Raw genomic sequence first — 19,771 nt, 5'->3', positions numbered from 1 at the left:
CCTCAGCGAGTTCCGTACAGATGTCGATCGAAGCTTCCGACCACGCCGCCGCCGTGCTCGAATTCGAACCCGCCGCCGTGCTGTTCGACATGGACGGCACCATGATCGAGAGCGAAGCGGCCCTGCTGGAGTGCTGGCGGCAAGCCGCGCACGATCTGGCGCTGCCCTTGGAAGACGGCCTGTGGCTATCGATGGTCGGCCTGCACGACAGCGCCTGCCACGACCTGCTGCGCACGCGCCTGGATGAAGAACAGGTGCAGGCCTTGCTGCACACGATGCAGGCGCTGTACGACGTACGGGTCGATGCCGGACTGCCCTTGAAAGCAGGGCTGGTCGCCCTTTTGCAGCGCCTGGCCGCGCATGGGATGGCGACCGCGGTCGTCACCTCCACGCGCCGGCCGCGCGCGCTGTACAAGCTGGAGCGTGCGGGCCTGCTCGCCCATTTCGCACTGGTGGTCGGCGGCGACGAAGTCTCGCACCCCAAGCCGGCGCCGGACATCTACCGTCTCGCTGCGCAGCGCCTGGGCGTGAGCGCCGAGCGTTGCGTGGTGCTGGAGGATTCGCCGGCCGGCGTGCGCTCGGCGCTGGCCGCGGGCATGACGCCGATCCATATCCCGGACCTGGTCGCGCCCAGCGACGAAGTGCGCGCGCTCGGGCATCGCATCGTCGCGAACATGGACGAGGCCCATGCCCTGTTGGCCCCGTGGTTGCGCGCTGAGGCGCTGGCGGCGCAGTAGGGCCGCGTCGCGGGAATCCCTATAAAGACGAATCTCCCCTGCGTCTCAAGAGGGGAATTCAAAGCGTTCCTGTGAGTGCCGGCGAGGCGCGCAGCCTCGGGCAGTGCCTCTCGGCTTCAAGGCGCCAGCAGCTTGCGCCAGCCCTCGATACCCAGCTTCTCCAACGTTTCCAGATTGCGTTCCACGATCACATCCGGGTCCGGGAACGCCGCAACCGCGCGCTCGACGCTGGCCTCGCGCAGCAGGTGCAGCATCGGGTAGGGCGAACGGTTGCTGCAGTTGCCGACATCGTCGTAGGCGGCGTCGGCAAATTGGTAGTCGGGATGGAAGCTGGCGACCTGGATTTCGCCGTCCAGTTCCAGTGCCTCGACCGCGGCGTCGGCGGTGTCGAGGAAATCGTTGTAGTCGAGGAAGTCGGTCAGCACCTGCGGATGGATCAGCAAGGTGGTGTCGACCTGCTCGGGCTCGGTCTGCTGCAGGCGGACCAGCTCGTAGGCCAGTTCCTCCAGCAGTGCATCGGGCGTGGTCGCGGCGCTGAGCACGTAGCGGACCTGGTCCTTGGCCACCACGGCCTTGGCGAACGGGCACAGGTTGAGCCCGATCACCGCGCGCTCCAGCCAGCGGCGGGTGGCGATGATCGGTTCGGCTTCGCTGCTCATGGTTGGATGCTCAGTCGCGGAAGTTGTCGAACTGCAGGGGCCGCTCGAAATCGCCGGCCTTGAGCAGGGCGATCGCGGTCTGCAGGTCGTCGCGCTTCTTGCCGTTGATGCGCAGCTTGTCGCCGTTGATCTGGGCCTCGACCTTGAGCTTGGCGTCCTTGATCGCGGCGACGATCTTCTTGGCCAGCTTCTGCTCGATGCCCTGCTGCACGGTGATCTTCTGGCGCGCGCCGGCCAGATTGGTCTCGATGTCGCCGAACTCCAGGCAGCGCCCATCGATGCCGCGCGCGATCAGGCGCGCGCGCAGGATGTCCTGCATCTGCTTGAGCTGGAACTCGCTGGGCGCGGACTGGTTGATGAACTTGTCGTCGAGCTCGAACTTGGCCTCCACGCCCTTGAAATCGAAGCGCGTGGACAGCTCGCGGTTGGCCTGGTCGACGGCATTGGTGAGTTCGTGGGTGTCGACTTCGGAGACGACGTCGAAGGAGGGCATGGCGGTATCCGGATCGATGCAGCGGGTGGGAACGCAAAGGGTAACGCAGGCGCGCGGCCGCGGCACGCAACGTTGCGTGCGCATTGACGCCGGGGCGGTCTGGCGCGGCTAGACTGCCGGTCTTCCCTCAGCCCGGATCCGCGCATGCTCAAGACTGCCGCCTACGCCGCCGCCAGCGCCCAGTCGCCGCTGGCCCCGCATTCGATCGAGCGCCGCGAACCCGGTCCGGAGGAGGTGCTGATCGATATCCTCTATTGCGGAGTCTGCCATTCCGACATCCACCAGGCGCGCGATGAATGGGGCGGGTCGATCTTCCCGATGGTGCCGGGCCACGAGATCGTCGGCCGGGTCGCCCGGGTCGGCGCCGACGTCGTCGGGTTCAAGCCCGGCGATGCGGTCGGGGTGGGCTGCTTCGTCGATTCCTGCCGCGAGTGCCCGCAATGCCGCGACGGCCTGGAGCAGTACTGCGACCAGGGCATGACCGGCACCTACAACTCGCGCGAACGCGCCAGCGGCGTGCCGACCTACGGCGGCTACTCGACCCGGATCACGGTCGACCAGGCCTACGTGCTGCGCATCCCCGAGTCGATCCCGCTGGACCGCGCCGCGCCGCTGCTGTGCGCCGGCATCACCACCTATTCCCCGCTCAAGCATTACGGGGTCAAGGCCGGCGACCGCGTCGGCGTGGTCGGGCTGGGCGGCCTGGGCCACATGGCGGTCAAGCTGGCCGCGGCGATGGGCGCGCAGGTCACCGTGCTGAGCACCTCCGAATCCAAGCGCGAGGCCGCCCTGGCCCTGGGCGCGCAGGACTTCGCCGCGACCCGCGACCCGTCGGTGTTCAAGCGACTGGCACGCTCGTTCGACTTCATCATCGACTCGGTGTCCGGCGAGCACGACTACAACGCCTACCTGTCCCTGCTCAAGGTCGACGGCACCATGGTCCTGCTGGGCATCCCGGAAGCGCCGGCACCGGTCGCCGCGGGCGTGCTGATCTCCAAGCGCCGCCGGCTCGCCGGATCGATGATCGGCGGGATCGCCGAGACCCAGGAGATGCTGGATTTCTGCGCCGAGCACGGCGTGGCCTCGGACATCGAGCTGATCGACATCGCCCAGATCAACGAGGCTTACGAGCGCATGATCAAGGGCGACGTGCGCTATCGCTTCGTGATCGATATCGCCAGCCTCGAAAAGGCGGCCTGATCGGACGCACCGGCCGTCGCGGCGAGGCTTCCTGTGGGAGCGGCGTAAGCCGCGATCGAGCCCCGCCGGCCGGCGAAACCGATCGCGGCTTACGTCGCTCCCACAGTGGAGCGACTCGCCGCGTCGGACCGGCGCGGCCCTCCGCCGCGCACCATCGTCTAAGCTGGCCGCATGCAACTGTTGCTGATCCCGCTGCTCGTTCTGGTCATGGTCCTGCTGTGGGCCCTGCTGCTGCCGGTGGCGCTGATCCAGCGCTACCGCTATGGCAAGTCGCGGCGGCGCGCGATCGGCTGGGTAGTCGGGCTCAATCTGTTCGCGAGCTTCGTATCGATGCTGCTGTTCTTCTTCAGCGCCTGGATCGCCGGGCACTGGATCGCCGACGCACCGGTCTACGCCGCGATCGGCGTGGCCCTGGGGTTGTCGCTGGGCCTGGTCGGCTTGGCCCTGACGCATTTCGAGCCCGGGCCGGATGCGCTGTACTACACGCCCAATCGCTGGCTGGTGCTGGCGCTGACCGTGATAGTCGCCGCGCGCCTGGGCTTCGGGCTTTTGCAGGCGCTGCGTCTGTGGGGCGAACAGGCGGCGCGCGGCGCGTGGCTGTCGCGCCAGGGTGGGCTGCTCGCGGTCGGCGGCATGATGCTGGGCTATTACTTGAGTTATGCGCTGGGCTTGCGCCGCCGTTGTCGGCGCCGGGCCTGAGCGGCCCATGACGGCGAGCGCGATTGCCGGCAAGATGCGCCATCGCCTCCCCCGGCTGCGGACATGATCCACGCCTACTTCTCCACCGCCACGCGCGGCAGCGCATGAGCGCCGATCGCAAGCGCCAGACCCAGGCGGCCCTGCTCATGCTGGCCGCGGTCGGCCTGTTCGCGACCATGGACGCGGGACTCAAGCTGCTCAGCGCGCATTACCCGCCGTTCCAGGTCGCGTCCCTGCGCGGCACGGCCTCGCTGCCGTTCGTGCTGGCCTGGGCGCTGGCGACCGTGGGACCGCGTGCCCTGCTGCGTGTGCGCTGGTCCTTACACCTGCTGCGCGGCGTGCTCGGCATCGGCATGATGGCCGCGTTCGTGTATGCGTTGCGCACGCTGCCGCTGTCGACCGCGTACTCGATCTTTTTCGTCGCGCCCCTGCTGATCACCGCGATGTCGGTGCCCATGCTGGGCGAGCGCGTCGGTCCGCGCCGTTGGATCGCGATCGCGGTCGGCCTGCTGGGCGTGCTGGTGCTGCTGCGGCCGACCGGCGAGGGCATGCTCAGCCTGGCTTCGCTGGCGGTGCTGCTGGCGGCCGTGGCCTACGCGGTCAGCGCGATCACGGTGCGCTTGCTGGCGCGTACCGACAGCACTCAGTCGATGATGGTCTGGCTGATGGCGATGATCGCGCTCGGCTCGGGCGCGCTGGCCTGGCCGGATTGGGTGCCGATTCGGGCCGCCGATGTGTGGATCATCCTCGGGGTCGGCGTCGCCGGCGGCCTCGGCCAGTACGCGATCACCGAAGCCTTCCGCTTGGGCGAGGCGTCGCTGATCGCGCCCTTGGAATACACCGCGCTGGTCTGGGGCGTGCTGCTCGACCTCAGCCTGTGGGGCGTGCTGCCGGACGCGATCACCTGGCTGGGCGCGGCGATCATCGTCGCCAGCGGCCTGTACCTGCTGCGTCGGGAGCGCGTGCACGTCGAATCCGAACATCCCTGAATCGGGCTCTGGCCGGGCCAGCCCCGTCATCGCGTTTGCCTGTCTGTCCCCACATTCAGGCAGGATCGATGAAAAAGTTCAGGACGAACTCTGCGCTTGGAAAGCGCGCCGCGGCCGTGTTGTTGATTGCCGGTGTGGTCGCCACCGCCGCCACCGCCTGGGCCTACAGCCGCCCGGCCGAGCAGGTAAAACTGGAACCGGTAAAGCAGGGCGCGGACATTCCCGCCAGCAGTCGGCAACGCAAGCTCTCGCTCAGCGCCGCCAAAGCCGCTGCGCCGATCTCGATTTCCGCCGCCGCGGTCACCGATGAAGACGTCGGCGACAGCGATTCGTTCGGCCGCAATCTGCGCTGGCTGGGACTGGCCGACATGGCGGTCGAGCTCACCGACGCCTGCCCGGGCGTGGATCCGGATGCGGGCTGCCAAGTGCTCAACCCGGCGCCGGTAGCGACCCCGTTCGCATTCGAGGACCTGGGCCACATCACCCTGCCCGGCAAGTCGACCCAGTCGCTGCTTTGCTACTGGTTCTCGCCGGTGCTGACCGTTCGCTACGCCAATCCGACGCCCAATCAAGCGCTGGCGCGTCTGCGGTACACGCCGACGCTGACGATCGAGAATCCGGTGCTGGCGACACCGGGCCTGATCGATCCGACCACCGGCCTGCCGTTCGATGGCAAGCTGATCACCGGCATGACCTCGTCGGAACTGTTCGAGGTGCCGCTGGCGCCCGGCGTGGCCTTCAACGAACGCACGCGGGACTCGGCGGTATGCATCGCCGGCTCCATCAGCCGCAAGTCGCTGGCGGATACCTACGGACTCAGCGACGCCCAGATCAAGGAATTCTTCAAGAAGCCGACCACGGTGCGCATGAACATCAGCGGCAGCGCGCAATACGTGGAATCGGCCTCGCTGTACTTCGGCCTGCGCCTCATCGGCGACTGAAGTCGCAGGGGCTTCGCTGGCGGCGGGCGCGGCGATGGGGGCGCGCCTGCCGCCGGCTTCACTCCGGTCCGTTGGGCGGGTACCGTAGACCGATGGTCAGCAGTACCGCCGAAACCGTAGACGCCTATCTGGACGAACTCCCGCCCGAGCGCTGCGTCGTGGTCGCGACGGTGCGCGACCTGGTCAATGCGAACCTGCCGCCCGGTTACGCCGAGGAGATGGCCTTCGGCATGATCGGCTGGAACATTCCGCTGAGCCGATATCCCAAGACCTACAACAAGCAGCCGCTGTGCTATGCGGCGCTGGCGGCTCAGAAGAACGGCTATTCGCTGTATCTCAACTGCGTCTACGCCGACTCCGAACGAGAGCAGAGGCTGCGCGCGGCTTACGAGCGGGCAGGCCGAAAGTTCGACATAGGCAAGAGCTGTCTGCGTTTCAAATCGCCCGACGATCTGCTGCAGAGCGAGATCGCCGCGATCGTCGCATCGACCTCGGTGGACGAGTACATCGCCTTGTACGAGGCGGGCCGTCGCAAGGACTGAGCGGGCCGGCTACTGAAAAGGCCGCCGATACCAGCGGAAATTCGCAGGGAATGCGGCCCCGTCCGTAGCCGAAGGAGGACGGCGGCGACTCAGATGAACAGCTTTACCTTGTCGCGAAAGCTGCGCGAAAGCTTCAGCTCATGCCCTGAATCGAGCGTAAGAAAGTACTCGCCATTGACGTGCGGCCGCATCTCCTTGACGCGCCCAAGATTGACGATGGTGGAGCGGTGGATGCGCGCGAACTGCTGCGGGTCGAGACGTTGCTCCAGCTCCTGCATCGTGCCACGCAGGACGTGGGTTTCATCGCCTGCGTGGATGCACATGTAGTCGCCGGCGGCATCGATCCAACGGATCGCGTCGACATCGATCCGCAGCAACCGCGTTCCATCCTTGATCGCCAACTTTCCGCCGGTGCGTGGAGCCTCGTCGGCAAGAAGGCTTTCGACCTTGGATCGATGCGTGCCAGGCAGGGTCGCAATGAACTTGAGCAGGCGCTCGTAGTGGTCCTCGGTCTTTCGGGCGGACAAACGCGCGCGTGCGCGTTCCACCGATTCGTCCAAACGTGCGTCGTCGACCGGTTTTAGCAGGTAGTCGAGCGCGCTTGCGGCGAATGCGGCGAACGCATACTGGTCGTAGGCCGTGACGAAAACGGTCAGCGGAATCTGCGTTGCCGGCAGCATGTGCAACAGTTCGAAACCGTCGATGCCGGGCATCTGTACATCGAGGAACATCAGCTGCGGGCGCAAACTGGAAATAGCGTGGAATGCCTGGCGACCGTTGCCGGCCTCGCCGACGATCTCGATGTCGGCATGGCGACCCAGTCGCAGTTCCAGCCCCCTGCGCGCCAAGGGTTCGTCGTCTACGATAAGCGTGCGGATCTTCTTCACGGCCGTTCATCCTGCGCGGTGCTGAATGGCAGTCGCACATGGACATCCGCACCGCCGGATTCGCGGTTGCTGATGCCCAGGTGCTGGCGCTCGCCATACAGAACGCGTAGCCGTTCGCGCGTGTTGGCCAGGCCGACGCGCGAGTGACCGTTCGCCGCCAGATCGGCTTCCACGCCGCCGGGGCCGTCATCGCGTAGGTGCAAGTCGAGCATGTCACCGTCGATCCGTGCGATGAGTTCGATGCGGCCGCCCTCCTCGCGTTTTGATATCGCGTACTTGATCGCGTTCTCGATCAACGGTTGCAGGATAAGACTCGGAACCAGCGCGTCGCGCGCGGCGGGTTCGACATCCACCAGCATCTGCAGGCGATCGCCGAAACGAACCTGTTCGATGCCAAGGTAAAGATTGAGCGCGTCTACCTCCTGCATCAGCGTGACCTGCTGCTCCGGGTCGGAATCGAGGGAATGACGCAGGAATGACGAAAGACTGGCGACCATGCGGTACGCCGTATCCGGCTTGTCGTCGAGCACCAGGGTGGAGATCGCGTTGAGCGTATTGAACAGGAAGTGCGGATTGAGCTGGTAACGGAGCATCTTGATCTGCGCCGCATGCGCGGCGTTGCGCGCGCGCAATGCGGCTTCCTTCTGCTGCTGCAGCTGAAGCGCGATCTTTATTCCGAAATACAGCGCGCTCCACGAAAGCAGTATGTAGAGCGTCGAAGCGAAGTACCACAGGTAGCCGAACACGCTGCGGATTTCGCAATCGTCGCAGTAGCTGAACGCGATGGCGACGTAGAGCTTCATCTGCACGAGCGTGGCAAGCACGAGCAATCCGACCGCTGCCGCCGCCATCCGCGGGACGGGCAGTCCCCATAGGCGCCGATAACCCAGGCGCAGCAGGCTGGTGATGACGAAGCCGCAGGCGGTCACGGACAGCGAGGCGGTCACATAGTGCAACGGCTTCCCGTCGCCCATCGCCGCGGTGAAGTGGAGGATGAAATAGCCGAGCCAGCCGAGGCCCTGCAGCGGCCAGAACCAACGCCTCGAGCTTGTCGTGACCGGGTCGGGAAAGGCGTTGGAACTCATAGGAAGGTTCTTCACGAGCGATGCTAACTATGAACGACTCCATGCGCAGTTTGAAGGGGCTAGCGTGCGTTCAACGCCTCGTCGTGCGTTAGCAACGTTTCGTCGCATTGCCTGAAGACTCCGGCTTTTCTGTCCGGCCTAATGGCTGGATCGGGATAACTCGACGACAGGAATACCTATGTTGGCGCTTTCTTTGCTTCTTTCAGCGGCGGGCTCGGTCGCTCCCGGTCCGGCGAACGTCGATCCGGCGACCCTCACGGCCATTGAGGCCACTTGCTTCGACTATGTGGACGGCCAACTCGAGGCCGATCCGGCCCGCGTTGCGCGCGCCTTGCATCCTGACCTGGCCAAGCGCGCCGTGATCGGCGATACGCCCTATGAGCGGCTGGGCTTACGGCGCATGTCGAAGGAAGAGCTGGTCGCGCTCACCAAGGCAGGGGCATTGAAGACGCCCAAGGGGCAGTGGGATCGCAGTTGCCGCGTGCTGGACGTGACCGGCAATGCGGCATCGGTTCGCCTGGAAACGCCATGGTTTGTCGACTACTTCCACATGGGGAAGTTCGAGGAGCGATGGATCATCGTGAATGCGCTTTGGTACAGCAAGCCAAAATGATTCGATCCCCGTCTTATAAGTCGATGGTCGCCATATCCACGCGGGGTGCGAAATGAGAAGTGCGGGTCTGGCGGTGCTTTGCTTGCTGGCGTCCTCCTGTGCGCCGACAGATCAAGCCGAACCTGCGAGCGCTTCGCTCGGGTCGTCGATGCCTGCGCGCGTACAGGGTTCCGTCCCCGTCGCCGAACGGACCTTGCCATCGCCGCAAGCCGATGGTGCGCGCCTGGCGGGTGTGGACTGGTTGTCAGGTGCGCGCAACGATTACAACCTCAGCACGGATGCCGCACAGCAGCTCATGGTGTTCGCGCGTTCTGCGGCGAACTTCAAGGATAGCCGGATCTGGTTTGCGCGGCGCGACGGCGGCGGCTGGGGCGAGGTGGCCGAGGTGCCATTCTCCGACTCGCGCTACCGCGATTCCGATCCTTGGCTGACGCCCGATGGCCGGACGCTCTATTTCGTTTCCAACCGCCCAGTCGCCGGTGAGACGCCGAATACCAGCCTAGACATTTGGCGCGTTGCGCTGGAAGACGGACGTTTCGGCGTGCCGGAGCGCCTGGTCGCGCTCGCCAGCGAGGGCGAAGAGCTCGGCCCGGAACTGCACGACGGCTGGCTCTACTTCAATAGCTCGCGCAAGGGTGGGCCGGCGAAGCTGGCGATCTATCGGGCGCGTATGAATGGTCCGGCCTTCGAGGCGCCGCAGCCATTGGCCGCTCCGTTCAACGACGGTGCGATTCAAGGCGATTTCACTCTCTCTCCGGATGGCCGGATGGCCGTGTTCTGGAGCGCCCGTGACGACTCCTCGGATCCGGATCTGTTCTCGGCTTGTCGAACGGGCGACGGTTGGTCCGCGGCGGTACGCCTGCCGCCCCCGATCAACGCACCGGGCATGGACTTCACCCCGGCATTTTCCGCCGATGGTCGGGAGTTGCGCTTTGCGAGCATGCGCACCTCGGCACCCATGGACGATGCCGCCCATGTGTTGAACGGACAGGCCAACCTCTACGTGGTCCCGGCCGCCGTGGCGGTTCAAGCGATACGACTGGCGCTGCCGTCGGCCGGCTGTCGCGATTGATCCGCTGCCGGTGGAATCGGCCTCGCTGTACTTCGGTCTGCGTCTCATCGGCGACTGAAGTCGCGGGGGCTTCGCTGGCGGCGGGCGCGGCGATGGGGGCGCGCCTGCCGCCGGCTTTACTCCGGTCCGATCGGCGGATGCCGCAGGCTACGAGCCCGATTGCCGCCACGACATTGCCAGCCCTGGTGTTCTCCGGTAGCGTCAGCCGACTCCGGCTTGCGGCGGGCAAGGTGTGAAGGTTTCCATCGGTGTTCGCTTGTTCCTGATGGTGGCGCTTTCGATGCTGGCCGTCGCCGCGATCGGCATCGGTCTGGTTCGATGGAAGCTGACCGGGACGCCATCCACGCGAGTCGCGAATGCCGAGCAACGCCAGGTCGACGCATTGACTAAGCAGATCGCGCTGGATTACCGGCAGAACGAGGGATGGTCGTTCCTTCCTAGTGTCCCTGCGGCGCGCATGACATGGCTACAGCAGCTGATCGCGTCGCAGCCCGGGAACCAGAATACGGGCCCGGAGGAGCGAGCATGGTCGTCGACCTTGGCTTACAGATTCGCGTTGCTCGATGCGCAGGGCTATCGCCTCGCCGGCGTGGAGCCTCGCCGCCTGCTCATCGCCTTGGCCTCGATCGATACCATGCGCCGAGACATCGTGGTGGAAGGCCGGACTGTGGGCTTTGTGGCAGTCGCGAAGCCACGTGACCCGGACGATGGACTGACCGTCGCCTTTCTCATCCAGCAGCAGCGCAACCTGGCCTGGCTGGCGGGAATCGCCGCCGCCCTGGGCGCGCTGGCGGCCGGCTTGGTGGCGGCGGGCTTCAGGCGTCCGATTCGCGAACTGGTCCGCGGTGCGGGTCGGCTTGGCGAGGCCCGGTTCGACACACGCCTTGAGGTGCGTCGCAGTGACGAACTCGGCGTGCTGGCCGACACCTTCAATCGGCTTGCCGCTCGCCTGGAGAGTGCGGAGCAGGCGCGCAGGCAATGGGTGGCCGACACTTCGCATGAGCTGCGGACGCCGCTGTCGGTGCTCCGTGCGCAGACCGAAGCGCTGCACGACGGCATCCGCCCCTGCACCCGCGAAAACACCGCGCTGCTGATGCGGCAGATCGATTCGCTGGACAAGCTGATCGACGATCTCTACGCGCTGGCGCGCGCGGACGTCGGGCAGCTCCCGTACGTCATGGCCCAGGTCGATCCGTGTGGCTTGGTCCGCGACATATGGAGCGGGTTCGCTGCGAAATTCGATGCCATCGGCCTGCGCACGGCGCTGGCGGCGCCGGCTGACCGCGTCCGGCTGAGGGGCGACGAAGATCGGCTCCGGCAGGCGATCGTGAACCTGCTCGAAAACAGTGCGCGCTACACCGATGTGGGCGGACGGGTCGAACTCACGTGCGTCGCGACCGATGGCGCCTTTCGTCTGCAGTTGGACGATACCGCGCCCGGCGTTCCAGACAGCCTGATCGGGCGACTGGGCGACCGCTTCTTCCGCGTCGAGTCTTCGCGAAACCGCGAGCATGGCGGCGCCGGGCTGGGGCTGGCACTGAGTCGACAGATCGTCGAAGCGCACGGCGGGACGCTGAGCTTCGCGCCGTCGCCGTTGGGCGGCCTGCGTGCGATCGTGTCTCTGCCCTTGGAGGATTGAATGGCCGCGAAGATCCTGATCGTAGAAGACGAACACGAGCTCTCGGCCATCGTTCGCGACTATGTGATCGCGGCAGGGCACGAGGCGGAGGTGATAGGCAACGGGCAGGCGGCGCTCGCACGCGTGCGCGAAGCGGCTCCGGACCTGATCGTGCTCGATCTCATGTTGCCGGAACTGGACGGCCTGACCCTATGCAGGACGGTGCGCGAGTTTTCAGACGTGCCGATCATCATGACCACCGCAAAGGTGGAAGAAATAGACCGCCTGCTCGGACTGGAAGCAGGTGCGGACGACTATCTGTGCAAACCGTACAGTCCGCGCGAGCTGGTCGCCCGGATCGCCGCGCTCTTTCGCCGCGTGCGACCGTCGCAGGCGCATCCGTCGATCGTCGAGATCGACGAAGCCGCGCGCGCCGTGCGCGTGCGCTCCCGGCCGCTGGAGCTCACGGCGACCGAGTACGCGTTGTTCGTCCTGATGGCGAGGCGGCCCGGCGTCATCTTCTCGCGGGCGCAGTTGCTCGATGCGGCGAGTCGCGACAGCCTGGACGTCGCCGACCGTTCGGTCGACAGCCACATCAAGAATCTTCGGCGCAAGTTGGCGGAGCAGTGCGAGGGCAAGGACCTGATCCAGTCCGTGTACGGCGTCGGCTATCGAATCGAGTTCTGACCCGCCCGGGTTGGCTCTCCATATTGTCTCCACAGTCGCCCGCGAAGCTGGGTTCGTCGAATCGCGACGAACCTCAGGAGCAGGGAGATGGGCAGGACTTATGTGCGCGGCGCCGTGGCGGCGGGCGGCGGCTTGCTTGCGGTGGGCATATTGCTGTTCGGGGTCCTGGGCCGGGCTGAGCCCGGTCCGCCTCCGCAACGGGACATGGCCGTGGATGCGGCGATGCGCCGCGAAGTGATCGCCGCGACGGTGGCGAGCCTGGATCGCGCCTACGTCTTTCCGGATAAGGCGACGGCGATGGGTGCGTATCTGCGGAACCGGCTGCAGCGAGGCGACTTCGACACCATCACCAGCGCGGAGGAATTCGCCCGGACCCTGACCGAAGCGCTGCGCGAGCAGAGTCACGACCTGCACCTGGAGTTGCGCTACGTGGAGCAGCCGGTGCCCATGGAGACGCCGGGCCAGGCCGCTCCGGCAGGCGCGAGCGCCGAGGAGACGACCAAGCAGCGGCGACTCAACTTCGGCGTATCCACCGTCGGGCGCTTACCCGGTAATCTCGGCTATATCGATCTGCACCAATTCGGCCGCCCGGTCGGCGCGACGCCCAGAATCGCCGCGGCCATGGATCTGGTATCCGATACCGCTGCGTTGGTCCTGGACCTACGCAAGTGCGGCGGCGGCGATCCCGATACCGTCATGGCGTTCGCCAGCTATTTGTTCGACCGTCCCACGCACCTCAATGACGTCTACTGGCGCGACGAGAACCGCACGGAACGGCGCTGGACACAGCCCCAGGTTGCGGGCACGCGCTACGGTCAGGCGCGCAAGATATATCTGCTCACGAGCGGCGACACGTTCTCGGGCTGCGAAGATCTTGCCTACGCGCTGAAGAACAATCGCCGCGCGACCTTGATCGGCGAGACAACCGGCGGCGGCGCGCATGCGGGCAGTCCGCAGCGGCTGACGGCGCACTTCATGATGTTCGTGCCGTCGGGGCGGCCTATCAATCCGATCACCCACACGGACTGGGAAGGCGTGGGGGTTGTTCCGGACATAAAGGTGCCGGCGGAACAAGCGCTCGACGTGGCCCAGGTCGCCGCGCTCGAGGCGATCATTCCTGGCGAGCGCGATCGGCAATGGCGGTCGAAATTGCAGGAGCGGGTCGACGAGCTGAAGTAGGGGGTGATCGGGGCGATCACTCCGGCCGCTTCCGTGGCGCCGGTCGCAAGGCGGCGGCTACGTCCAAAGAAGGCGGCCCGGAGGCCGCCTTCGTCACCTTCAAGCGCACTTGGCGTACTTAGTGCATCGGTTCGATATTGAATGCGCCGACGTCGATACCGACGTTGACGCCTTCGCCGCCACCGGCCAGGGCCAGGGACACGGTGCCCTTGCTGAGTATCTGCGCCTCGCCCGACTTCACGATGCCGGCGTTGGCGCTGGCTTGCGCGTAGTGGCCCAGCACCTCGCGGATGTTGTGCACGTCGGTGAAGCGGCCCTTGCCGTTGTCGATCTTCCACTTGCCGGCCGTCACGCCGATGGCCTTGGCGCTCACGCGCACCGGCATCGATGCGCCGTTGTTGCAGGTCACGCGGCCGGTGCCCGTAGTGTGCTTGTAGACCAGCGACCAACCGGTGAGGTTGTAGTCCAGCTTGCAGTCGATGTCGGACGCGGCGCGCGCCGGTGGCATGGTGACGGCGAGGGCGCTGGCGAGCAGGGCGGACAAAACAATGCGATGCGAACTCATGGCGCAACTCCTCCTTGGGGGAGGTCTCGCAGTCTCCACCTTGCGGCTGAACGGATGCGGAGAATCGGCCTTCAGCCCTCCATCGCTTCAGGACGCAGAGGCGGAAGTCGCGGCGGCGTGAAGGAGATGGTCGAGCGCGCCGGCGGGGAATGCGGCGAGAATTCGGCCTTACGGCGCCACGACCTTCGCGTCCCGCATCACCACTTCGCCGCCCTTCATCACGAACACCGGCTGCGCGTCCAGGGCATGGATGTCGGCCAGGGGATCGGCGGCGACCGCGACCAGGTCGGCGTAGCGTCCCGCCTCGACCGCGCCGACCTTGTCCGACCAGCCCAGCAGCTCGGCCGCGTCCGAGGTCGCCGCGCGCAGCGCCTGCATCGGGGTCATGCCCCACTCGACCATCTTCGGGAACTGCTTGCGGTTGTCGCCGTGCGGATACACGCCGGCGTCGGTGCCGAAGCCCATGCGCGCGCCCGCGCGCACGGCCTTGCGGAAATTTTCGCGCTGGGTGCGGCCAACCAGCTTCTCCTTGTCGATCATCTGCTGCGGAAAGCCCAGGCGCGCGTACTCGGCCAGGATGTAGTCGTCGTTGTAGACGTCCATCACCAGCCAGGTGCCCTTCTGCTTGGCCAGGCGCAGGCCCTCGTCGTCGATGAAGCTGGCGTGCTCGACAGAATCGACGCCGGCCAGGATCGCCATGCGGATCGCTTCTGCGCCGTGCGCATGCGCGGCGACGCGCTTGCCCCAGCGGTGGGACTCGTCGACGATCGCGTTCATCTCTTCCTGGGTGTACTGCGGCGCGCCGACCGAGGCTTCGGCGCTGAGCACGCCGGCGCCGGCCATGAATTTGATCACCTCGGCGCCATGCTTGACGTTGTCGCGGACCTTCGCGCGCACCGCCTCGACGCCGTCGGCGACGCCGCTGGCGTTGTGGAACTCCAGATAGGGCGAGAAGCCGGTGTTGCCGTCGATATGGCCGCCGGTGGCGCCGATCGCCAGGCCCGAGGGCAGGATGCGCGGGCCCTGCAGGCGACCGTGGTCGATCGCGCGTGCCAGGGCGACGTCGATGTACTCGGCCGAGCCGACGTTGCGCACCGTGGTGAAGCCCGCACGCAGGGTGCGTTCGGCGTAGAGGTGGGCGGTGACCGCGTCGTCGATCGGGCTGCGCTTGAGGATGTCCTCGAAGTAGTTGCCGGTGCCGCTGGTGGAGTCGCCGGTGATGTGCACGTGCAGGTCGATGAAGCCCGGCATCAGGGTGGCCGTGCCCAGGTCGATCAGCTCCACGCCGGCCGGGGCCTCGCCGCCGGCGGACAGCGCGACGATCTTCTCGCCTTCGATCAGCACCAGCGGTCGCTCGACCACGCGCTGGTGGGCGGTGTCGATCAGGCGCGCGGCCCGCACCGCGACGCGCCTGGGCGCCGCGGACGCCTCGCTGGTGTCGTCCGCGTACGCGCCGGCGCTGGGCAGCGCGAGCAACAGCAGGGCAAGCAGGACGGGCAGACGCATGGTGGCACTCGCGGCGAGGACAGGAGCGCCGAGTGTAGCCATGCCCGCGCGGGTGCAGCAGTGCGTAGCGACCGCTTTCGGCATGCCCGCGCATCGGGCTCGAGCGGATGCGGCATCGCAAAAAGAAAGCGGACCCCGTCGCCGGGGTCCGCCTGGTGTTGCGGTCGCCGAGGTTCCGGCGACGGTGCTGCGGTTGTTGCGCGGCGGGCTTAGAAGCGCGCGCCCAGGCCCACGCCCAGGACCACCGGGTTGAGTTCGGCCTCGCCGACCTTGACGCCGTCGACGCGCGCGTCCGACTTGCCCTGCAGATAGCGCACGTCGGCGCGGGCGAACCAGGTCGGGTTGATGTTGAGGTCGACGCCGGCGGTGGCCATCGCGCCCTTGGCGGTTTCCACGCCGATGCGCTGGCCGGCCAGCACGCCGGCCGGCTCGGCCTTCTCGCCGCTGTAGTTGGACTCGTAGTAGCCCAGGCCCACGAACGGGCGCACGGTCTTGTCCGGCGCGCCGAAGTGGTACTGGCCGCTCACGGCGTAGGGCTGCGCATCGACGCTGCCGGCCTTGGCGCCGTTGAGGTTGACGCGGTGGCCGAACTTGTCGGCCGCGCCCCAGGCTTCGACCGCGATGTTGTCGGTGATGTAGTAGCTGGCGCTCAGGGTCGCAGCGCCGTCGCCGTCGACTTGGCTGCGGGCGCCGGCGATCGACGGATTCTTGGTCGGCTCGGACAGCGCATAGCCGCCGACGACGGCGAAGCGCTTGCCGGTAGCGGTGCCGGCGTCCTGGGCGAATGCGGCCGGGGCGATGGCCAGGGTGCCGAGGAGGGCGAGGGTCAAATGACGAAAGCGCATCATGGCGTGGACTCCTTGTTGTCTTATGTGGATGCCTTGGGGGAGGCGTGCGCAGGCTAGGACTTTGCGCATGAACGTTGCTTGCGCCGCGATCGCGCGACGCGGAACTTTTGCGTCGTGTGCGGAGCGCGTGGTGTCGCATGAGAATCACTACTGCGATGAACCGAACTTGAAGTCGTGACGATTCGCGTCGTTTCGTGGCTGAACGAGCGTGCCGACGGTATTGCTCGAATTTGTGCGCGATGTGCGCAGGCGGCGTAGCGACGGGCTGTGCGTGCGATGCCCGCTGGCGATGCGGCGATTCTGAATCGTTGCGGAAGCGCGCAGCGTATGGAGCGCGCTGTGGCGCCGCAGATGAACAAGAAACTCGAAACCTCGGCTATAAACGCAATGCAACCGTCCATGAACGCAGCCGGTTCACAGGGGAGTGCCGCGGCCGCCGTCGCATGGCGAAGGTCATGCTCCCCACCGGCAGGGGACGCCGGCCCCGGCGCGCGGCATCATGGCCTCACCCCGTCACATGGAGTCCGACGATGCGCCGCCCTGCCCAGAACCGTTCCGGTCGTTCCCTCTCGCCGCGGCTGCTGGCCTTGGCGGTGCTCGCGCTGAGCTGCGGCGCCGCCTGGGCGGACGAGATCGAGTGCAATGTCCAGAGCGACTACGAGCTGACGCTCAACGAGCGCAGCGTGATCTTCACCCGCGACACCGGCACCCCGAAGGCGATCGTGATGCGCCAGGGGCGCTTGTTCGTGGACGACAAGTGGCTGAGCCTGAGCGCGGCCGACAGCCGCCGCATTGCCGATTTCGAGCAGCAGACCCGGGCGGCGATGCCCGAGGCGCAGCGGATCGGTCGCGAGGCCGCCGAGATCGCCTTCACCGCCCTGGGCGAGGTCGCGGCCGGCTTCAGCAGCGATCCCAAGACCGCGCGGGCCAAGCTGGACAAGGCCCGTGCCCAGATCGACGCGCGCCTGGCGCGCTCCGTCACGCCCACCCATTTCAATGGCGACGACCTGGGCGAGGGCATCGGCGAGGCGGTCGGCGAGGTGATTCCGAGCCTGATCGGCGACATCGTCGGCGGCGCGATCGGCGCGGCCTTCAGCGGCGACGAGACCCGGCTCAAGCGCCTGGAGAACCTGGACGCGCAGGTCGAAGCCAAGGTCAAGCCGCGTGCCGACGCGCTCGAAGTGCGGGCCGAGAGCCTGTGTCGGCGTATGGTCGAGCTGGACCGGCTCGACAACGAGTTGGAAGTCCGGGTCGACGGCAAGCCCTTGAATCTGATGACCGCCAAGGCCGAGCCGCGCACCGTGAAGGTCAGGAAGTAAGCGCCGCGGCCGCGACGCGCCACGGCCCGCGCCTTCCGGGCCGGGCGGCGCGGTCGCGCTTGGTCGATCCGGCCCGGGCCGCCTATCCCTGCAGGCCCAGTACCTGCCCGTACGCGCATACGGCCAAAGACTGCGGTTGGCGTGGCTGGCTCCAGCAGCCACAATAGGGTTTTCGCGCATTTGCGGAGCCCCACGATCATGGCTGAGCTGAAGGAAGCACGCGTCCCCGACATCGGCGACTACGACGGCGTCCCCGTCATCGAACTGCTGGTCGCGGTCGGCGACACGGTCCAACAAGACCAGGGACTGGTCACGCTGGAGTCCGACAAGGCGACCATGGAAGTACCGGCGCCGTTCGCCGGCATCGTGCGCGAGCTCAAGGTCAAGATCGGCGACAACCTGGCCGAAGGCAGCGTGGTGGCTCTGATCGAGCCCAGCGAGGGCGGTGCCGCGGCCGCGCCCGCCGCCGCTGCGGCCGAGGCACCCAAGGCCGCCGCGCCCGCTCCTGCAGCGCCCGCGCCTGCAACCCCAGCGCCTGCCGCACCCGCTGCGCCTGCCGCGGCTGCTCCCGCGCCGGCCGCCGCCGCAGCTGCCCCGGTCGCCCTGGCCGGCGTCGGCGCCGGCACCGATCCGGAAGCGATGCCGCCGCGCACGCCGCCGGTCGCCTTCACTGCCGAAGAACTGCTGCCGGACAAGGTTCCCTACGCCAGCCCCGCCGTGCGCCTGTTCGCGCGCGAACTCGGCGTCGATCTGTCGCATGTGAGCGGCAGCGCCCGCGGCGGCCGCATTGCCAAGGAGGACGTGCAGTCCTTCGTCAAGGGCGTGATGCAGGGCGGCGCTGCGCCGGCCGGCGCTGGCGCCGCGCCTTCGCTCGGCGGCGGCCTCAACCTGCTGCCCTGGCCCAAGGTCGATTTCAGCAAGTTCGGCGAGACCGAAACCAAGCCGCTGTCGCGCATCCAGAAGCTCTCCGGCGCCAACCTCGCGCGCAATTGGGCGATGATCCCGCACGTCACCCAGCACGACGATGCCGATATCACCGACCTGGAAGCGCTGCGCGTGGCGCTCAACAAGGAGAACGAGAAGGCCGGCCTCAAGCTGACCATGCTCGCCTTCCTGATGAAGGCCAGCGTCGCTGCGTTGCAGAAGTACCCGACCTTCAACGCCTCGCTCGACGCCTCGGGCGAGAACCTGACCCTGAAGAAGTACTTCCACGTCGGTTTCGCCGCCGACACCCCGAACGGCCTGGTCGTGCCGGTGGTGCGCGACTGCGACAAGAAGGGCGTGCTGCAGATCGCCAAGGAGACCGGCGAACTCGCCGCCAAGGCGCGCGAAGGCAAGCTCGGCCCGGCCGACATGAGCGGCGGCTGCTTCTCGATCAGCTCGCTGGGCGGCATCGGCGGCACCGCGTTCACCCCGATCGTCAACGCCCCGGAAGTCGCGATCCTGGGCGTGTCCAAGTCGGCGACCAAGCCGGTCTGGGACGGCAAGCAGTTCGCGCCGCGCCTGATCCTGCCGCTGTCGCTGTCCTACGACCACCGCGTCATCGACGGCGCCGCCGCCGCGCGCTTCACCGCGTATCTCGCCCAGCTGTTGGGCGATATGCGGCGCGTGCTGCTGTAAGCGCGGGCCGACGGCGTCGGGCGCGGCCATGCCGATTCGACTTCGCCATTGCGCGATCGGGCTGCTGCTCGCCGGCAGCCTGTGGTCGGCCATGGTCCATGCCGCCGACCCCGCGCCGCCGCGTTCGCTGCAGGCGACGCTGGACGCGCACCTGGCCGCGATCAACGCCCGCGACCTCGACGCCTTGCTGGCCACGGTCACCAGCGGCGACAAACTCACCCTGATCCTGCCCAACGGTCAGGTACTCGACAGCCGCGAACAGTTCCGATCGCTGCACGTGGACTGGTTCGCCGAGCGCGACTGGCGCATGCGTTTCCAAATACGCTCGGTGCGCGAGCTCGGCGACGTCGGCGTCGCCTTGGTGAAATACGAATCGCAGGCGCTGCAAGCCGACGGCAGTTTCAAAACCCGGCGCGAAGCCTGGCTCAGCCTGGTGTTCGCGAAAGAAGCCGACGGCTGGCGCCTGGTGTACGACCAGAACACCGTGATTCCCCCGGCCACGCCTTGAACAG

21 protein-coding genes are annotated in these 19,771 nt (G+C 67.0%); 14 read left to right on the top strand and 7 right to left on the bottom strand.

Going from position 1 to position 19,771, the window contains the following annotated elements:
- The first annotated feature begins 20 nt into the window (after positions 1-20).
- Positions 21-737, top strand: a complete 717-nt coding sequence (locus tag ASD78_RS09010; protein WP_056100419.1) for an HAD family phosphatase — start codon at positions 21-23, stop codon at positions 735-737.
- Positions 738-853: 116 nt separating this feature from the next.
- On the opposite strand, the gene ASD78_RS09005 is transcribed toward ASD78_RS09010, so the two are convergent.
- Positions 854-1,396, bottom strand: coding sequence for a DUF1415 domain-containing protein (locus ASD78_RS09005; RefSeq protein WP_056100416.1), 543 nt, complete (start codon positions 1,394-1,396; stop codon positions 854-856).
- 10 nt (positions 1,397-1,406) lie between these two features.
- Positions 1,407-1,889 (bottom strand): YajQ family cyclic di-GMP-binding protein, encoded by a 483-nt coding sequence (locus tag ASD78_RS09000; RefSeq protein ID WP_055904483.1) that lies wholly within the window; start codon positions 1,887-1,889, stop codon positions 1,407-1,409.
- Between the two features lie 144 nt (positions 1,890-2,033).
- On the opposite strand from ASD78_RS09000, the gene ASD78_RS08995 reads away from it, so the two are divergent.
- The 5 genes from ASD78_RS08995 (at position 2,034) to ASD78_RS08975 (ending at position 6,260) form a co-directional block, all read left to right on the top strand.
- Positions 2,034-3,089 carry an NAD(P)-dependent alcohol dehydrogenase gene (locus tag ASD78_RS08995; RefSeq protein WP_056100413.1) on the top strand — a complete coding sequence of 352 codons (1,056 nt, stop codon included), beginning with the start codon at positions 2,034-2,036 and terminating at the stop codon, positions 3,087-3,089.
- 171 nt (positions 3,090-3,260) lie between these two features.
- Positions 3,261-3,788, top strand: coding sequence for a hypothetical protein (locus tag ASD78_RS08990; RefSeq protein ID WP_056100411.1), 528 nt, complete (start codon positions 3,261-3,263; stop codon positions 3,786-3,788).
- A gap of 104 nt (positions 3,789-3,892) precedes the next feature.
- Positions 3,893-4,777, top strand: a complete 885-nt coding sequence (locus ASD78_RS08985; protein WP_056100408.1) for a DMT family transporter — start codon at positions 3,893-3,895, stop codon at positions 4,775-4,777.
- Between the two features lie 116 nt (positions 4,778-4,893).
- Positions 4,894-5,718 (top strand): hypothetical protein, encoded by an 825-nt coding sequence (locus ASD78_RS08980; protein WP_156087674.1) that lies wholly within the window; start codon positions 4,894-4,896, stop codon positions 5,716-5,718.
- A gap of 92 nt (positions 5,719-5,810) precedes the next feature.
- Positions 5,811-6,260, top strand: coding sequence for a DUF1801 domain-containing protein (locus ASD78_RS08975; protein ID WP_056100405.1), 450 nt, complete (start codon positions 5,811-5,813; stop codon positions 6,258-6,260).
- A gap of 89 nt (positions 6,261-6,349) precedes the next feature.
- Here ASD78_RS08975 and ASD78_RS08970 read toward each other — a convergent pair whose 3' ends face one another.
- Both ASD78_RS08970 and ASD78_RS08965 read right to left on the bottom strand, forming a co-directional pair.
- Positions 6,350-7,147, bottom strand: a complete 798-nt coding sequence (locus ASD78_RS08970) for a LytTR family DNA-binding domain-containing protein (RefSeq protein ID WP_056100403.1) — start codon at positions 7,145-7,147, stop codon at positions 6,350-6,352.
- Entirely contained in the window at positions 7,144-8,232 is a 1,089-nt protein-coding gene (locus ASD78_RS08965) for a histidine kinase (RefSeq protein WP_056100400.1), read from the bottom strand. The genes ASD78_RS08970 and ASD78_RS08965 overlap by 4 nt, the downstream gene beginning before the upstream one ends.
- 178 nt (positions 8,233-8,410) lie before the next feature.
- Between ASD78_RS08965 and ASD78_RS08960 the strand changes: the two genes are divergently transcribed.
- The 5 genes from ASD78_RS08960 to ASD78_RS08940 all read left to right on the top strand — a co-directional run bounded on the left by ASD78_RS08960 (position 8,411) and on the right by ASD78_RS08940 (position 13,401).
- A complete protein-coding gene (locus ASD78_RS08960) occupies positions 8,411-8,845 on the top strand; it encodes a nuclear transport factor 2 family protein (protein WP_056100398.1) in 435 nt (144 codons plus the stop codon).
- Between the two features lie 148 nt (positions 8,846-8,993).
- Positions 8,994-9,917: a PD40 domain-containing protein gene (locus ASD78_RS08955; RefSeq protein WP_162250152.1), complete on the top strand. Its 924-nt coding sequence runs from the start codon at positions 8,994-8,996 to the stop codon at positions 9,915-9,917.
- A gap of 232 nt (positions 9,918-10,149) precedes the next feature.
- Positions 10,150-11,556, top strand: coding sequence for an ATP-binding protein (locus ASD78_RS21185; protein ID WP_200944145.1), 1,407 nt, complete (start codon positions 10,150-10,152; stop codon positions 11,554-11,556).
- The gene (locus tag ASD78_RS21180; RefSeq protein ID WP_056100393.1) at positions 11,557-12,222 is read left to right on the top strand and encodes a response regulator; all 666 of its coding nucleotides are present in this window, start codon (positions 11,557-11,559) and stop codon (positions 12,220-12,222) included.
- 87 nt (positions 12,223-12,309) lie between these two features.
- The gene (locus ASD78_RS08940) at positions 12,310-13,401 is read left to right on the top strand and encodes a S41 family peptidase (protein WP_082575511.1); all 1,092 of its coding nucleotides are present in this window, start codon (positions 12,310-12,312) and stop codon (positions 13,399-13,401) included.
- A 118-nt stretch (positions 13,402-13,519) separates the two neighbouring features.
- On the opposite strand, the gene ASD78_RS08935 is transcribed toward ASD78_RS08940, so the two are convergent.
- The 3 genes from ASD78_RS08935 to ASD78_RS08925 all read right to left on the bottom strand — a co-directional run bounded on the left by ASD78_RS08935 (position 13,520) and on the right by ASD78_RS08925 (position 16,320).
- The gene (locus ASD78_RS08935; RefSeq protein WP_055904442.1) at positions 13,520-13,966 is read right to left on the bottom strand and encodes a hypothetical protein; all 447 of its coding nucleotides are present in this window, start codon (positions 13,964-13,966) and stop codon (positions 13,520-13,522) included.
- Positions 13,967-14,134: 168 nt separating this feature from the next.
- Complete coding sequence (locus tag ASD78_RS08930) at positions 14,135-15,472, bottom strand: amidohydrolase family protein (protein ID WP_082575510.1); 1,338 nt, start codon at positions 15,470-15,472, stop codon at positions 14,135-14,137.
- 209 nt (positions 15,473-15,681) lie between these two features.
- Complete coding sequence (locus ASD78_RS08925) at positions 15,682-16,320, bottom strand: OmpW family outer membrane protein (RefSeq protein WP_055904439.1); 639 nt, start codon at positions 16,318-16,320, stop codon at positions 15,682-15,684.
- Positions 16,321-16,850: 530 nt separating this feature from the next.
- Between ASD78_RS08925 and ASD78_RS08920 the strand changes: the two genes are divergently transcribed.
- From ASD78_RS08920 to ASD78_RS08910, 3 genes are all read left to right on the top strand, one after another.
- Entirely contained in the window at positions 16,851-17,639 is a 789-nt protein-coding gene (locus tag ASD78_RS08920; protein WP_055904435.1) for a DUF2884 family protein, read from the top strand.
- Positions 17,640-17,837: 198 nt separating this feature from the next.
- Positions 17,838-19,259, top strand: coding sequence for a dihydrolipoyllysine-residue acetyltransferase (locus ASD78_RS08915; RefSeq protein WP_056100387.1), 1,422 nt, complete (start codon positions 17,838-17,840; stop codon positions 19,257-19,259).
- Positions 19,260-19,287: 28 nt separating this feature from the next.
- Positions 19,288-19,767 carry an SgcJ/EcaC family oxidoreductase gene (locus ASD78_RS08910; protein ID WP_055904432.1) on the top strand — a complete coding sequence of 160 codons (480 nt, stop codon included), beginning with the start codon at positions 19,288-19,290 and terminating at the stop codon, positions 19,765-19,767.
- Positions 19,768-19,771 lie beyond the last annotated feature (4 nt).

This window comes from Lysobacter sp. Root667 (assembly GCF_001427715.1).
Lineage (GTDB): Bacteria > Pseudomonadota > Gammaproteobacteria > Xanthomonadales > Xanthomonadaceae > Lysobacter.
Note: the sequence above shows the minus strand (reverse complement) of the source record. Positions and strands in the feature narration are given on the sequence as shown.

Bases quoted from the DNA above. Each gene is read 5' to 3' on its own strand.
- ASD78_RS08985 (WP_056100408.1), top strand. From the start codon at position 3,893: ATGAGCGCCGATCGCAAGCGCCAGACCCAGGCGGCCCTGCTCATGCTG.
- ASD78_RS09005 (WP_056100416.1), bottom strand. From the start codon at position 1,396: ATGAGCAGCGAAGCCGAACCGATCATCGCCACCCGCCGCTGGCTGGAG.
- ASD78_RS08930 (WP_082575510.1), bottom strand. From the start codon at position 15,472: ATGCGTCTGCCCGTCCTGCTTGCCCTGCTGTTGCTCGCGCTGCCCAGC.
- ASD78_RS08960 (WP_056100398.1), top strand. From the start codon at position 8,411: ATGTTGGCGCTTTCTTTGCTTCTTTCAGCGGCGGGCTCGGTCGCTCCC.
- ASD78_RS08990 (WP_056100411.1), top strand. From the start codon at position 3,261: ATGCAACTGTTGCTGATCCCGCTGCTCGTTCTGGTCATGGTCCTGCTG.
- ASD78_RS08955 (WP_162250152.1), top strand. From the start codon at position 8,994: ATGCCTGCGCGCGTACAGGGTTCCGTCCCCGTCGCCGAACGGACCTTG.
- ASD78_RS08910 (WP_055904432.1), top strand. From the start codon at position 19,288: ATGCCGATTCGACTTCGCCATTGCGCGATCGGGCTGCTGCTCGCCGGC.
- ASD78_RS08915 (WP_056100387.1), top strand. From the start codon at position 17,838: ATGGCTGAGCTGAAGGAAGCACGCGTCCCCGACATCGGCGACTACGAC.
- ASD78_RS08940 (WP_082575511.1), top strand. From the start codon at position 12,310: ATGGGCAGGACTTATGTGCGCGGCGCCGTGGCGGCGGGCGGCGGCTTG.
- ASD78_RS08935 (WP_055904442.1), bottom strand. From the start codon at position 13,966: ATGAGTTCGCATCGCATTGTTTTGTCCGCCCTGCTCGCCAGCGCCCTC.
- ASD78_RS09010 (WP_056100419.1), top strand. From the start codon at position 21: ATGTCGATCGAAGCTTCCGACCACGCCGCCGCCGTGCTCGAATTCGAA.
- ASD78_RS09000 (WP_055904483.1), bottom strand. From the start codon at position 1,889: ATGCCCTCCTTCGACGTCGTCTCCGAAGTCGACACCCACGAACTCACC.
- ASD78_RS08920 (WP_055904435.1), top strand. From the start codon at position 16,851: ATGCGCCGCCCTGCCCAGAACCGTTCCGGTCGTTCCCTCTCGCCGCGG.
- ASD78_RS08995 (WP_056100413.1), top strand. From the start codon at position 2,034: ATGCTCAAGACTGCCGCCTACGCCGCCGCCAGCGCCCAGTCGCCGCTG.
- ASD78_RS08965 (WP_056100400.1), bottom strand. From the start codon at position 8,232: ATGAGTTCCAACGCCTTTCCCGACCCGGTCACGACAAGCTCGAGGCGT.
- ASD78_RS21180 (WP_056100393.1), top strand. From the start codon at position 11,557: ATGGCCGCGAAGATCCTGATCGTAGAAGACGAACACGAGCTCTCGGCC.
- ASD78_RS08925 (WP_055904439.1), bottom strand. From the start codon at position 16,320: ATGATGCGCTTTCGTCATTTGACCCTCGCCCTCCTCGGCACCCTGGCC.
- ASD78_RS08975 (WP_056100405.1), top strand. From the start codon at position 5,811: ATGGTCAGCAGTACCGCCGAAACCGTAGACGCCTATCTGGACGAACTC.